Raw genomic sequence first — 14,595 nt, forward strand, 5'->3', positions numbered from 1 at the left:
GTTTTTGTGAGCTTTTTTGATAAATTAAAAAATGTCTTTAAGGGAGAAGAAAAGGTAGAAGTCACCGAGTCTCTCGAAAAAATGGACAAAGGTCTTGAGAAGACACGAAAAAGTTTTGGTCAGATGATGAACGAACTGATGGCAAATTTTCGTACAGTCGATGAAGACTTCTTTGAAGATTTAGAAGAAACATTAATCACTGCCGATGTTGGTTTTCAAACAGCGATGAAAATCACTGATGAGCTTCGTCAAGAAGTTAAATTGAGGAATGCTAAAAAACCAGAAGATGTCCAAAATGCTATCGTAGAGAAGTTAGTGTCGATTTATGAAGCAGAAGGTGCAGAGGAAGAAAATCAGGTACAGTTGAAAGAAGACGGATTGACAGTTATTCTGTTCGTTGGAGTGAATGGTGTCGGTAAGACAACAAGTATCGGAAAACTGGCGAATCAGTACCGAGAAGAAGGCAAGAAAGTTCTGCTGGCGGCGGCCGATACATTTCGTGCCGGTGCGATTGATCAACTTGTGGTTTGGGGAGACCGGGCAGGAGTAAAAGTGGTTCGGGGAAAAGCGGGCAGTGATCCGGCTTCCGTGGTGTTTGATGCATTGGACCGAGCCAAAGCTGAAAATGCTGATATTTTATTGGTAGATACCGCGGGACGTTTGCAAAATAAACAGCATTTGATGAAAGAATTGGAAAAAATTAGTCGAATCATCCAAAGGGAAGTACCGGACGGGCCCCATGAAGTGCTGCTGGTCGTAGATGCTACCACGGGACAGAATGCCATGGTCCAAGCCAAACAGTTTAAAGAGGCAACGGATGTGACAGGTATCGTTTTAACTAAACTTGACGGCACGGCAAAGGGCGGCATGGTTTTAGCTATCCGCAATGAACTGAACTTGCCGGTGAAATTAGTCGGTCTGGGAGAAGGCATCAATGATTTGCAGCCTTTTGATCCTAATGAATTTATTTACGGTCTCTTTAAAGAATTGATTGTTTCCAATGGGAACAGTGCGAATTAATGAATTTTTTTCTAGTTTTTGATTTTTAGCAGATAAATCAAATAATCCAAAGTGATTCCCAATGGTTTTAAACTATTGGGGATTACTTTTTTCAATAATTTTAGGAAGTCGATAAGCATCCAATCTTTTAACTATGGCAAAATCAGCTGAGATTTTTGTAATATTTTTCAGAAGCAATCATCTGGAGAAATATTTTTATCACAATGGTTCATTTTCTGAAAAAGGAAATTGACTAAGACTAATCCTATTTTAGGATTAATTCTTTTGATAATGCTATAATGAACAGGAATTAATTGAATGATGAGGTGGTAATGTGAAAAGCATGCAGACATATTTACGTCAGGAAAATATACGGCCTTTGTTTAAAAAGGCTCGTTTTGGATTAGAAAAAGAAAGTCAGCGGGTAAGTTTGACCGGAGAGCTGGCTAAAACCGATCATCCCGATATTTTAGGAAATCGAAGTGCTCACTCAACGATTCAGACAGATTTCAGCGAAACGCAAATTGAGCTGATCACCCCTGCAGTAGAAACTGCTCAAGAGGTTTTGGATTACTTGGGTGCAATCCATGAAGTGGCGCTGCGTTCTATGAATAAAGATGAGATGTTGTGGCCTTTAAGCATGCCGCCAGAGCTGCCGGAGCTGGAAGAGGATATCGTCATCGCAAAACTGGACCGCTTTGAAGATGTGCTGTATCGACGCTATTTGGCACGTTCCTATGGCAAAAGAAAACAAATGGTCAGCGGTATCCACTATAACTTTGAATTTTCACCTAAATTAGTTGAAGCTTTGTTTGCAATGCAGACCGAGTTTACCTGCCTTGAAAAATTCAAAACAGAAATTTATTTAAAAGTTTCCCGCAATTATTTGCGTTACCGCTGGTTGATTACTTACTTGTATGGTGCTTCTCCGGTGTCCGAGCCGAGATACTTTACCGAAGAGGACCGTCCCCACGAGCCTGTACGAAGTATCCGCAACGGTCCTTACGGTTACACGAATCATGAAGAAGTGTTCGTTTCGTACCGGTCCATTGAAAAATATATTCAGGATATCGAAGATTTGGTGGAAAGGGGCATTTTGTCCGAGGAAAAAGAATTTTATTCCCCTGTTCGTCTGCGGGGTGGAAAACAGGTGGCTGATTTGAAAAAGGTTGGGGTCCAGTATGTGGAGATCCGCAACATTGATTTGGATCCCTTCGCCCCTTACGGCATTGCGATGGAAGGTATTGAGTTTTTCCAAGTATTTCTGATGTATATGCTTTGGCTAGAAGATAACGGCGATGATTTCGACCAGCTGCTCAAGGATGGGGAACGTTTAAACAATCAAGTCTCCTTGGAACATCCGCTAAGTGAAACGGCCATGAAGGCAGAAGGTGTACAGATTCTTGAGGGAATGAAGAAAATGTTGAGAGCACTGGAAAGCCCGTCTTCTTGGTCCAGTTTGATTGACAGTGCGTTGCAGATGCTGGCACATCCTGAAGAAACACTGTCCGGTAAAATGCAAGTGCTGTTTGACAAGGGACTGAGCAACAAAGAATTGGCAGTGAGACAAGGACGGGAGTATTCACGTGATGCTTGGGAAAAACCGTATCAGTTAGCCGGTTTTCGTGATATGGAACTATCTACCCAGCTTTTGATGTTTGACGCGTTGCAGCGTGGCATTGAAGTGGAAGTGCTGGACCGCCATGACCAGTTTTTAAAATTATCTTTTGCAGACAAGGTAGAGTATGTAAAAAATGGAAACATGACTAGTAAAGATACGTATGTGGTGCCTTTAATCATGGAAAACAAAACGGTCACGAAAAAGATTTTGAGCCGGGCCGGTTTTCGTGTCCCTAAAGGAGAAGAGTTTTCTTCGGAGGAAGAAGCACTCGCTGCATACGGTCAGTTTGAGTCCCAAGGGATAGTCATCAAACCGAAATCTACCAATTACGGCATAGGTATTAGTATTTTTAAAGACGGTGCCAGTTTTGAGACGTATCAAGAAGCTTTGAAGATTGCTTTTAAAGAAGATTCCGAAGTACTGGTGGAAGAGTTTATTTCAGGAACGGAATACCGTTTCTTCGTCATTGACGGACAAGCAAAGGCAATCATGCTGCGGGTACCTGCCAATGTGAAAGGGGACGGCATTTCCACAATTCAAGAATTGGTGGCAGAAAAAAATAAAGATCCTTTGCGGGGCACGCATCATCGTTCACCCCTGGAAATTATTCAGTTGGGAGAAATTGAACGACTGATGCTGAAAGAGCAAGGATATGAAGTTGAAGATGTGCTGCCAAAGGATGAAGTCGTATATTTGCGTGAAAATTCCAATGTCAGCACAGGGGGCGACAGTATTGATGTCACAAATGATTTTCGACAGGAATACAAAGAAATTGCCGTAGCAGCTGTGGATGCCCTTGGAGCAAAAGTATCCGGCATCGACTTGATTATCCCTGACAAAGAGGTCAACCCTTATGAAATAAAAAATAGTTACGGAATCATCGAGGCCAATTTCAATCCTGCGATGCACATGCATGCTTTTCCTTACCAAGGAGAAGGGGTCAGATTGACACAAGATGTTTTGGACTTGTTATTTCCGGAGTCGAAAACAAGTCGTTGACCGTTTTTACAAGCTGAACGTTTAGATTTAGAGGTCTGTATAACAAAAAAGAGTAGTTGCAGGGAGAGCTGATAGCTGTCTCTCTGCGGACTACTCTTTTAATAATAAACAACACCCGTCGCCAGATGGCGTACGGGTGTTAACAGCTATTACTGATTGGCAGATTGGGTGACTTCCAACAGTTTATTTTTTAATTCTTCTTCCATTTCGGCTAGCTCAAGTTCTGCCATGCGGCGTTTTTCTTTTCCTTCAGCTTGAATACGCATGGTTTCTTGAATAGTTTCGATTAAATCGTTTTGAGTTTGCTGTAGTGTTTCAATATCCACCACGCCCCTCTCATTTTCTTCTGCTGTTTCGATAGCAGAGATTTTGAGCATCTCTGAATTTTTCTTCAGCAGTTCGTTGGTGGTTTCAGAAACTTGTCGCTGAGCAGTGACAGCATCTTTTTGGCGCAGCAAAGTCAGAGAAATTGCTACTTGGTTTTTCCATAAAGGAATGGCTGTGTTGATAGATGCCTGTATTTTTTCAGCCAGTGCCTGATTAGTATTTTGAATCAAACGAATTTGCGGTGCTTGCTGAATGGTAATTTGGCGTGCCAACGTTAGATCGTAGGTCCGTTTGTCCAAACGGTCTAAAAACTGATTTAAGTCATTGACGATTTGCACATCCATCTGATCGCCGGTAGCTTCAGCTTTTTCCATTGCCTCAGGAATTAATTTAGTTTCCAGTTCTTCTTTTTTTAATTCTCCGGCAGCAATATAAATATTCAAGGCATCAAAGTAATCTTTGTTTTTATGATAGAGTTGTTCCAACATCACGTTGTCGCTGAGCAGACCATTTTTTTCTCTGTCTAATTTAACAGCGATTTTGTCGATTTGTGCACCGATTTTTTGGTATTTAGCGGTGATTTCATAAATAGATTCTTTTACTTTGCCGAACATCTTTTTGAAAATATTGCGTTCCTGAGCTTTTAAATCTTCAGGACTGGCTTCGTTCAAGCGGTACATCAATTCATTGAGGGAATCCCCCACAGGTCCCAAGTCCTGATTTTGAACGTGAGCCAACATTGAATGGGAAAATTCGCCCAGCTTTTTTTGAGCAGCAGAGCCGTAACTCATAACTGCTTGAGAGTCATTGATATCGATTTGAGATGCTAGTTGTCTGGCTTGTTCTTGTCTTTCAGGTTCTAATTTATCGATCAGCTTTGGTGCAGTTTTGTTTGTGTCCAGTCCCTGAATGTCCTTACTCTGGACCATCTTCATGGCTGCATCGTTGGGATCAGCGAAAGGATTGCTTAGCAAATCATCTAAGGCATTGTCCACGGGCGGAACATTAGTTGTTGGAAAATCTTTTATTTCTTCTGTCATTGGTTACTCTACTCCTTTTGGTCTGTGTCTTGTACGTCTGGTTTGTTATTTTGCTCATTTCGAGAAATATTTTGCTCGGCAATGGTCAACTCCACATCCAAATCTTCAATATCGTCGGACACAAATTTTTCATAATCTGCTAACAGCAATTGTGATACCTTATCAATCATTTTAGCACTTTTATCAAGGGCTTCAAAGGAATTCTTGGTCTTCACATCATGTTGATTGATTTCGATATATTTTGCAGTCAATTCGACTAAATTTGGCAAGTGGTTGTACAAAAAGCCATCTGCCAAATGCAGTTTGTTCGGTTCTTTCACCAGTTCTTTGAACATGGCCTTAGCCACTTTGATTGTATCGTTGCGTAAACTGATTGCCTTGAGTTTCGGCACGCTGTTCATGTTGCGTTCAAGTTCAACAATTTGTTTTTTCGTAGTATTCATGGTTTCTCTAAAAAAATTGATTTCCTGATCGCTCATACCAAGGTCATGGTAGTGCTGATGTTTTTCAGAAGACAAATTCGGCAAATCATCCTGTGTGTCGCCTGTTTTCTTTCTTCCCGAAAGCAGCTTGATAACTACGAAGACAATACCGAAGAAGATGGCAAGGGAAATGATTGTGTCTATATAGTAGAAATTACCAAAAACCGTCATCACTCCGATGGCTGCAAGTACGAGAATAAATATTCTAAAAAAATTATTTTTCATTTTTATGTCGCTCCAATCTGTTTTCAATCTGTTTCACTGTCCTTATTTTATCATAAACTTGTTTTTAATTTCCATCCGTCGTAAGGTTGATTTTTTATTCGGACACATCTTTTTATTGCATGTTCCATCAACCTTTGGAATAATAGGGATATTAGGCAAAGCGTGAGGTGGATTAAATGATGGAAGAAAAAGACTTCGTTGAAACAACCGTTTCTCGGGAAAATGTCTTTAATGGGAAAATTATTTCAGTTGCTGTGGATCAGGTCGTACTGGCCGACGGTACACAGGCAGAAAGAGAGTTGGTGTTTCATCCCGGCGGTGTTGGGATTATTGCTCTTACTGAAGATCAAAAGTTAATATTAGTCAGACAATTCCGTAAACCTTTTGAAAGGACGATACTGGAAATTCCTGCAGGAAAAATTGAAAAGGATGAAAAAGATCCTCAAAAAACTGCTATTCGCGAATTGGAGGAGGAGACAGGGCTAGGGTGTTCATCAATGGAAGAAATTTATGAATTTTCTCTATCTCCCGGTTTTGCAGATGAAATCCTTCATTTGTATCGAGCCAGAGGATTATATCCTGTCGACCGTCCTGCCGATCAGGATGAAGATGAACGGATTGAGCTGCATTATGTGACTTTGGCTGAAGCTAAGGAATTAATCAAATCCAAAGCGATTTTTGACAGTAAAACGATCATGGCGATACAATACTGGGAGTTGGAACAATTAAGAAACAGGTAGGGAGTGGAGCAACAATGGGAAAGAAAGAGCCATTGTTAACGCGGTCCAAAATTCGGGAACTGAAAGAAAAAGAAGGTCAAGAACCAAAAGCAACCGCAAAAGTGTTGAAAAAAGAATTTGAAAAAAAACAGGAAGAAATTTCCGAAAAATTTGCAAAGGAAAAGAAAAAGCAAAAAGAAGTGAAGGGCTCTCGTGCAGCTACCACGACTAAAGTTCAACAACGAAGCAGTTTTTTAATCAAAGCGATTGCTGTTGTGATATTGTTACTGTTGATTTTATTCTTTTTCGTTTTCTTTGTCTAATGTCAGAGGTGGAAGATTAATGAAAATCGGAATCATCGGCGCAATGGCGGAAGAAGTCATTGTATTAAAAAAATGTTTGCTGGAAATGAAGACGTGGGAAGAAGCAGGCAGTCAATTTTATCGAGGGAAAATTGGAAAACATGATGTTATCGTTGTCCAGTCAGGAATCGGCAAAGTAATGGCAGGAATGGTGGCCACACTATTGATCAGTCACTATCATGTGGATGTTTTACTGAATACGGGATCAGCCGGGGGCATCGGAGAGGGGCTTTCCGTAGGTGATTTGGTAGTGTCGGATAAATTGGCTTATAATGATGTGGATGTCACAGCTTTCGGCTACGCTAAAGGACAGATGGCTGGAATGCCGTTGTACTATGAAGCTGATAAAAAAGTTGTTGAAAAGATTATGACCGCCGCTCAAAGTGCCGGAATGAAAGTCAAAACGGGATTGATCACGACGGCGGACAGTTTTATTGCTGATGAAGGGAAAATTGCTGAAATCAAAGCTATTTTTCCAGAAGCTTTGGCAACTGAGATGGAAGGGGCCGCAATTGCCCAAGTTGCCGCACAGTATCAAGTGCCTTTTGCTGTCATTAGAGCTATCAGCGATGTGGCTGATAAGGAAGCCTCAGTCAGTTTTGACGATTTTATTATTGAAGCAGGGAAAAAATCCGCTGAAGTGGTCATTCGTTTTGTTGAAGCCTATTAAATAGTAAAGGAGCACAGAGATGAAAGCTTTATTAATAATTGATTATACTTGGGATTTTGTTGCAACTGACGGGAGATTGACAACTGGGGAACCGGGACAAGAAATCGAGGATGAAATTGTCAGACTGGCAGAGAAGTTTGCCGATTCGGAAGACTATATCGTGTTTCCGATTGACGGGCACGATGAAGAAGATGAATTCCATCCTGAAAATAAATTATTTCCGCCCCATAATCTGATAGGAACTAATGGTCGTGAGCTTTATGGTAACTTAGCCACATTTTATGAGGAGCATAAAGACCGCCGAAATGTTTATTGGATCGATAAACGGCACTATTCAGCATTTAGCGGGACCGATTTGGATATCCGTCTACGTGAACGTGGGATAAAAGAGCTTCATATTACAGGTGTCTGTACGGATATTTGTGTTTTGCATACGGCGATTGATGCTTACAATTTGGGGTATGACATCGTTATTCATGAAAAGGCTGTGGCGAGTTTTAATCAAGCCGGTCATGAGTGGGCGTTGGAACACTTCAAAGGAACATTGGGAGCGGAAGTGGTGTAGGTTAAAAATATAACTTATTGAGTACTTTTGAAGATAGAACAATATTATTGATTTGAGGATTAGATTGGTGGGGATGTATTTGAGAGTAAGAATGAAAGACATTGCCAAATTGGCAAATGTTTCAGAAACAACCGTCTCGCTTGTATTAAATAATAAAGAGTGCCGGGTCTCTAAAGAAAAGAAAAAAGAAATACTGGAAATTGCGAAAGAGATAAACTATCAACCAAATTTTTTAGCCAGAGGATTAGCTAAAAAAGAAACGCGTATCATAGGAATGATAGTTCCAGATATTGAAAATATGTTTTTCTCTTCTTTGGCAAAAGAATTGGAGCGTCAGCTTTATCAAGATAATTATTTTTCAATTTTAGTGAACTCCAATGATATTCAGTCGGTCGAGCTAAGTTTAATTGACGAGTTAATCAATCTTGGCGTTGATGGGTTACTCATTGCGCTATCTAATGAATCCTACATTGATAAAAAAAAGATACAAGACAAGCTAGATAAACTGAAAGTTCCATTTGTGCTGCTTGACAGGAATAATCCTGATAGCGATCATCCTCAAGTTTATTTTGATAATTTCTCTGGGGGATATTTAGCGACTAAACATTTAATTGACAAAGGACATCGTGAAATTGGTTTTGTGAAGGGCCCCGAATATATAGAAACCATTAATAACCGGTACTTGGGATACATTTCAGCTTTGGAAGAAGCAGGAATTGAAATTAAAGAGAGTTATACAGTTACAGGAGATCTTAAATACCTAAGCGGCTATTCAGTATCAGACTATCTTCTAACTAATAAAGAAATCACTGGAATAGTTGTAGCTAATGATTTAATGCTGATGGGATTATTAAAGAGAGCAGCGGAATTAAATATAAAAATTCCAGAGGATCTATCGATTGTGGGTTATGACAGAACTAAAGCTGTAAAAATGTATCCTCTCGAAATTACAACAATTGAGCAAAACATTAAAGATCTTTCTATCAAGGCTTGGAAGATGTTAAACTTAATAATGAAGGATCAATCAACTCGGAATAATACTGTCACACTTCAACCAATTTTAGTTGAGGGAGAGTCAGTTAGGAATCTAAATGAGAAAATTTGATTTATGAGCACTTAAATATAATCAATTTAAGAAATTGATACGAACACCTTACATATAAGATTGTAGGGTGTTTTTGTATAAAAAAATATTGACAAGGTTTTCATAAGGTGATATTATTGATCTTACAAATGGTAATGCGCTTTACCAAAAAGGAGGAAATCATGAATGGTATGCTAAAAAGAATAAATATTATTAATTACTTAATTATTCCAGTAGGGGTATCTATTAATGTCGTAGGCTATCAATTATCACAAATTTTACGATTTCCGATACTTTTGGATTCTATTGGGACCATTTTATCAGGAGTCTTAGGCGGACCAATTGTAGGCGTTTTAACTGGTATAATGTCAACTGGTGTCAACAGTTTAATTAATCCTATTTCCCTGGCATATATTTTAACTTCTTTAATGATAGGTTTATGTGCTGGAATATTTGGGCACTTTAGAATGATGAACAACATTATAGGACTATTTTTTTCAGGAATTATCTTATCAATAATCACGACGTTATTTTCGGGAGTTGTCACATTTTATTTGTTTCAAGGAGCTACTGGTGGGACCAGTTCATTGGCTACAGTATCACTGTATGCATTAGGAAATAGCCTGTTTAAAAGTGTGTTTTCAGTACAACTTGTTCAGGAGTTTGTTGATAAATTTTCTTCAATTGTGATTGTTTATTTAGTGCTGAGAGTTTTGCCAAATAGATTTACAATCAAGTTTGAAAATGGGGAGGCTCTCTTGCATGTTAAGAAAAATAAGTGACTTGTACCCTGGATGTAAGATACTGTTTGTCATCTCTTTAATATTTTCGGGACTCATCATCAACCAGGTCAATCATTATGTAGTACTCATTGGAGTATTTATACTATTTTCAATAATTTTAAGAATTTTTTTGAATTATTTACAATCAGTTTTAAAAGTTTTATTACTGCTCTCGGTGATTATGTTTTTTATGGTTGTCCTAACAACCGCGGGGAACACTCTGTTATTTGAAATTGGTTTTTTCCGTATTTATGAAGAAGGTTTGGGTAAAGCTCTATTGATGGTTTTGCGAATCGCATTGGTTTTCAGCGGTGTTATTTTGATTACTAAGTTAGTCACAGTTGAGGATATGACAATGGTTTTAGAAAAAATTGGTATTCCTTCCCTAGGAGTATTTGTCATTCAATCAACGATTACCATGATTCCTCAGCTGAAGTCAAAAATGTCAGTCATAATGGATGCTCAAGCGAGCAGAGGAATGCAGTTTTCTGGAAATTTGTTTACGAGAATTAAAAAAATGATCCCATTGCTATTTCCACTGATTCTATCATCTTTTTATGATACTGAAGAAAAAACATTAGTTTTAATTTCTCGAGGAATTGAAATAACTGGGAGGAAGTATCGGCTTTATGATAAAAAACCTGCAAATGTGGACTTCGTAATTATGGCATTTTCTTCTTTGATAATGATTGTATCAATTTTTTGGAGGTTGAGATAATATGAAAATTTTTGAACTTAAAAATATTAGCTACTCTTATCCTCTTGATAATTTAAATGTCATTGATAACTTGAGCGTTAGCCTCGAGGAAAATGAATTTATATCAATCATTGGTAATAATGGTGCTGGAAAGAGCACGTTATGTAATATTTTGCGACAATTTATTCCACATTTTTATAAAGGCAGTTTTTCTGGTGAGATAAATTTGTTTGGTAAATCTTTGGCCTCATATAATAATTTGGAGTTAGTCGAGAGTTTAGGATATATGTCTCAAAATCCTTTTGTACAAATTAGTGGTGCTCGTAAGACAGTGTTTGAAGAAATTGCTTTTGGGTTGGAAAATCTTGGATGGTCCGTCCATGAAATAAAAGACAGGGTAGAGGAAATACTAGAAATTTTTGGGATAACATCGTTAAGAGCGCTGAACCCGTTAATTTTATCAGGCGGGCAGAAACAAAAAGTAGCACTTGCTGCACTTGTAGCGATGGACACGAGAGCATTAATACTTGATGAACCGACTTCTCAACTAGATCCTGGTGGGACACTGGAAATTTTCCAATTGTTAAATGATTTAAAGGAAAAAGGGAAGACCATAATCATAGCTGAACACAAGATGGAGTTAGTAGCAGAGTATTCCGACACTATTATTTTTTTGAACCAGGGGCAACTCGAGAAACAAGGTTCTCCAACGGAAGTTTTTAATTGGATTTTAAATCAAAATTTGAACATGAAGGTTCCGGAATTCATGAGATTAACAAAGTGTGTTTTAGAGAAAAATGCTTTTGTAGGAATGAAAGATAATGATATTCCAGCGACTGCAGAAGAGGCAAGAGAACTTTTAAAGAAAGCAGGAATAACTTATGACTCTATTAAAAGTTGTTGACCTTTCAGTGTCATTTGGAGAAGTTGACGTTTTGAAAAATATATCTTTCGAGATTAAAAAAGGTGAGAGGCTTGCTGTTATCGGTCAAAACGGCGCTGGAAAAACAACCTTATCAAAATCTATAAACGGTTTGGTAGCTATTTCTGATGGTCAGATTTTATTTAATGGAATGGAAATTCATAATATTAATGTAGCAGAACGAAGTCGATTCATAAGCTATGCTTTCCAAAATCCTGATGATCAATTATTTAGAGATAGTGTTTATAAAGAATTGTCATTTGGGTTGGAAATTAGCGGTATAAAGAATAATGATAAAGAACAAAGAATTGATAAAGCTTTATTGACAACGGGTCTAGAAGGGGTTAAAGATGAACATCCCTATAATTTACCTTATGCTACACGAAAGTTGATTTCTTTAGCTTCAACGCTCGTAATGGGTTCAGAAATAATAATTCTTGATGAACCAACAGCCGGGCAAGATATTTTAGGTTTACAAGCCATTGAAAATGTTCTATCAAAGTATGCAGACAAAACGTTTATTATTATAACCCATGATATGGAATTTGTGAATCGTTCATTGGATAGGATTATTGTTTTAGGAAACGGCCAGATTTTATTGGATGGAGATAGGGATTTAGTTTTTAGTAATGAAAAAATACTTCAGAGTACTAATTTGGAAAAACCTTTTATTTATACGCTTTAAGTATGAATAAAAGTAAAAATATTATGAGGTGATAGTGTGAAAAGGAGAAATGTTATATTGGATTGCGACCCTGGCCATGATGACGCTTTTGCGATGTATTTGTTACTAGCAGCTGACAATATCAATCTATTGGCTGTCACAACGGTTTCGGGGAATCAGTCACAATATAAAACATATTCTAATGCTAAAAAGCTACTGTATTTGGCTGGGAGGGAGGACATTCCCGTTGCAAAAGGATATGAAAAACCTATTTTAAGGAAGCTGACAACAGCTGGAAGTATTCATGGAGAAACAGGGATAGATGGGGCCGTTCTTCCCGATATTGAGATAGAAGAATCTCGTGGTAAAGCGCTTGACCTGATGGCAGAAACTTTAAGGAATTCAGATGATAAAGTGACAATCGTAGCTACCGGTCCTTTGACTAACATTGCTATTTTCTTATTGGCATATCCTGAACTACATGAAAAAATCGAACTGATTTCTTTTATGGGCGGGGCTTGTTTTGGAGGAAATTGGAGTTCTAATGCTGAGTTTAATATTTATGTGGATCCGGATGCTGCTAAAATTGTTATGAATTCAGGAGTTCCATTAGCCATGTTTGGTTTGGATGTGACGATGAAAGCGCAATTTTTTGAAGAGGATATTTTGGAGGTCAAGAAAATTGACACTGATGTTGGTCGAAATTTTGCAGGAATGCTTGATTTTTCCAAGAAAAAAATTCTAAAACCGTTTTTAGCTCCTGAAGATCACGTTGAGGGTCAGCATCTTCATGATGCGTGTGCTGCTGCATATTTAATAGCACCAGAAATGTTTTTAATGAAGCATCTTCACGTTGATGTCAATAATGTGGATGGCCTTTGTTATGCTGAAACGGTTGTCGATTATTTGGAGAAAAATGGTAAAGAAAAAAATTGCTTTGTCGCTTTTGATATCGATCGACAAGCTTTTGTAAAACTTATTATTGATTCACTAAAGTCTTTTAAATAGAGAGGGGATTTATTATTATGAAGAAAAAATTCAGTTTACCAAATCCGTATATTTTGTTATTGATTTTTCTGGGAATTGCGTGTTTGATGACGTTTATCATACCAGCAGGTACATTCGAAAGAGAAGTTGTTGAAGGAATAAATAATCCAGTTGTTATCCCAGGCACTTATCAACAAATCGACCGAACTCCATTGACTATTGGAATGTTGCTTGGTTCAATTTCTCAAGGGATGGGAGATTCATCAGCTATCATCTTTCTAGTTTTCTTATCAGCAGGTTCCTTTGTTGTCTTTAATAAAACTGGAGCGCTTGAAAACGGTATTGGATTAATGATTAGAAAGATTCATCAAGCCAAAATATCGTCAACTGTTGTGATTTGGGCGTTAACTTTTCTATTTTCAATCCTTGGGTTTGTTAGTGGTCCAGACGCTCTAATACCATTCACAATGATTGCCGTATCAATAGCACTTGGTTTGGGTTATGATTTGATTTTAGGGCTTGCACTAGTGCTGGCAGGTAGTGGTATAGGTTTTGCAATGTCACCAATTAATGCAGCGGTCGTTGGAACTCCTCAGTCTATTATCGGATTACCTATTTTCTCTGGCATGGGATTTCGTGTTGCAATGTGGTTTGTCAACACCTGTGTAATTGCAATTATGTTTACATTTTATGGCAATAAAATCAAGAAAAACCCAGAACTTAGTTCGGTGAAAGATGTTGATATAAAAGGATTATCTCTATCAAAAAGTTTGGATGAATATTCTTTAAATGGACGACAAATTGGTGTACTGCTAACATTTGTATTAATGTTTGTTATGACAGTGGTTGGATCATTGAAGTTCGGTTGGTATTTGAATGAAATTGGAGGAATCTTCCTTGTTGGAGGGGTGGTTGCTGGTTTGATTTATCGCTTACCAAGCAAGGAAATAATTAGCGGATTCGTTGAAGGAGGAGCATCTGTAGCTGGAACAGCACTACTCATCGGATTAGCACGTGCGATTCAAATAGTTCTTACAAATGGTAATGTTTTGGATACAATAATTAATACTTTTTCAGGTCCGCTGTCTAAATTATCGCCTATTTTTGCAGCAATATTTATCTCAATTATTGTTGGTATCATTCACGTATTTATTACATCAGGAAGTGGGCTTTCTGTTGCAATGATACCTATTATTGCCCCCCTTGGTTTAATGGCCGGATTAAGTGCCCAAACTACCGTGTTAGCCTTTCAAATTGGAGGTTCCGTTTTAAACATGATCATTCCAACTCTTGGATCGACGATGGCTATGACTGGTATGGCAAGGGTATCTTATAATAAATGGGTAAAAGTTGGCTGGAAGATGGCTCTCCCAGTTGTAATAGTCTCTTGGATATTTCTTATCATCGCAGTACTGATTGGGTATTAAAACGATATAGATGGAAGTGAAAA

General features: G+C 38.1%; 15 protein-coding genes. 13 read left to right on the forward strand and 2 right to left on the reverse strand.

The window, feature by feature from the left end:
- Positions 1 to 6 precede the first annotated feature (6 nt).
- Together ftsY and gshAB are read left to right on the forward strand one after the other, a co-directional pair.
- Complete coding sequence (gene ftsY, locus AC4PHI_RS05090; protein WP_492201229.1) at positions 7 to 1,020, forward strand: signal recognition particle-docking protein FtsY; 1,014 nt, start codon at positions 7 to 9, stop codon at positions 1,018 to 1,020.
- 313 nt (positions 1,021 to 1,333) lie between these two features.
- Positions 1,334 to 3,619 carry a bifunctional glutamate--cysteine ligase GshA/glutathione synthetase GshB gene (gene gshAB, locus AC4PHI_RS05095; RefSeq protein WP_492201230.1) on the forward strand — a complete coding sequence of 762 codons (2,286 nt, stop codon included), beginning with the start codon at positions 1,334 to 1,336 and terminating at the stop codon, positions 3,617 to 3,619.
- 149 nt (positions 3,620 to 3,768) lie between these two features.
- On the opposite strand, the gene AC4PHI_RS05100 is transcribed toward gshAB, so the two are convergent.
- Positions 3,769 to 4,986 carry a toxic anion resistance protein gene (locus AC4PHI_RS05100; protein WP_492201231.1) on the reverse strand — a complete coding sequence of 406 codons (1,218 nt, stop codon included), beginning with the start codon at positions 4,984 to 4,986 and terminating at the stop codon, positions 3,769 to 3,771.
- Between the two features lie 8 nt (positions 4,987 to 4,994).
- Positions 4,995 to 5,693 (reverse strand): 5-bromo-4-chloroindolyl phosphate hydrolysis family protein, encoded by a 699-nt coding sequence (locus tag AC4PHI_RS05105; RefSeq protein WP_492201232.1) that lies wholly within the window; start codon positions 5,691 to 5,693, stop codon positions 4,995 to 4,997.
- 176 nt (positions 5,694 to 5,869) lie between these two features.
- Between AC4PHI_RS05105 and AC4PHI_RS05110 the strand changes: the two genes are divergently transcribed.
- The 11 genes from AC4PHI_RS05110 (at position 5,870) to AC4PHI_RS05160 (ending at position 14,572) form a co-directional block, all read left to right on the forward strand.
- On the forward strand, positions 5,870 to 6,433 hold the full coding sequence (locus AC4PHI_RS05110) for an NUDIX hydrolase (protein ID WP_492201233.1): 564 nt from the start codon (positions 5,870 to 5,872) through the stop codon (positions 6,431 to 6,433).
- 14 nt (positions 6,434 to 6,447) lie between these two features.
- On the forward strand, positions 6,448 to 6,735 hold the full coding sequence (gene macP / locus AC4PHI_RS05115; RefSeq protein ID WP_492201234.1) for a cell wall synthase accessory phosphoprotein MacP: 288 nt from the start codon (positions 6,448 to 6,450) through the stop codon (positions 6,733 to 6,735).
- Positions 6,736 to 6,754: 19 nt separating this feature from the next.
- Entirely contained in the window at positions 6,755 to 7,444 is a 690-nt protein-coding gene (locus tag AC4PHI_RS05120; protein ID WP_492201235.1) for a 5'-methylthioadenosine/adenosylhomocysteine nucleosidase, read from the forward strand.
- A gap of 19 nt (positions 7,445 to 7,463) precedes the next feature.
- Positions 7,464 to 8,009, forward strand: coding sequence for a cysteine hydrolase family protein (locus tag AC4PHI_RS05125; protein WP_492201236.1), 546 nt, complete (start codon positions 7,464 to 7,466; stop codon positions 8,007 to 8,009).
- A 91-nt stretch (positions 8,010 to 8,100) separates the two neighbouring features.
- The gene (locus AC4PHI_RS05130) at positions 8,101 to 9,114 is read left to right on the forward strand and encodes a LacI family DNA-binding transcriptional regulator (RefSeq protein WP_492201237.1); all 1,014 of its coding nucleotides are present in this window, start codon (positions 8,101 to 8,103) and stop codon (positions 9,112 to 9,114) included.
- Positions 9,115 to 9,275: 161 nt separating this feature from the next.
- Entirely contained in the window at positions 9,276 to 9,875 is a 600-nt protein-coding gene (locus AC4PHI_RS05135) for an ECF transporter S component (RefSeq protein WP_492201238.1), read from the forward strand.
- Positions 9,856 to 10,593: an energy-coupling factor transporter transmembrane component T gene (locus AC4PHI_RS05140; protein ID WP_492201239.1), complete on the forward strand. Its 738-nt coding sequence runs from the start codon at positions 9,856 to 9,858 to the stop codon at positions 10,591 to 10,593. The genes AC4PHI_RS05135 and AC4PHI_RS05140 overlap by 20 nt, the downstream gene beginning before the upstream one ends.
- Before the next feature lies 1 nt (position 10,594).
- Positions 10,595 to 11,476 (forward strand): energy-coupling factor ABC transporter ATP-binding protein, encoded by an 882-nt coding sequence (locus AC4PHI_RS05145; protein WP_492201240.1) that lies wholly within the window; start codon positions 10,595 to 10,597, stop codon positions 11,474 to 11,476.
- Positions 11,454 to 12,179, forward strand: a complete 726-nt coding sequence (locus tag AC4PHI_RS05150; protein ID WP_492201241.1) for an energy-coupling factor ABC transporter ATP-binding protein — start codon at positions 11,454 to 11,456, stop codon at positions 12,177 to 12,179. The genes AC4PHI_RS05145 and AC4PHI_RS05150 overlap by 23 nt, the downstream gene beginning before the upstream one ends.
- Before the next feature lie 36 nt (positions 12,180 to 12,215).
- Entirely contained in the window at positions 12,216 to 13,166 is a 951-nt protein-coding gene (locus AC4PHI_RS05155) for a nucleoside hydrolase (RefSeq protein ID WP_492201242.1), read from the forward strand.
- Between the two features lie 17 nt (positions 13,167 to 13,183).
- Entirely contained in the window at positions 13,184 to 14,572 is a 1,389-nt protein-coding gene (locus tag AC4PHI_RS05160; RefSeq protein WP_492201243.1) for a YfcC family protein, read from the forward strand.
- The last annotated feature ends 23 nt before the right edge of the window (positions 14,573 to 14,595 follow it).

Source organism: Vagococcus sp. QWL-13, from assembly GCF_058683555.1.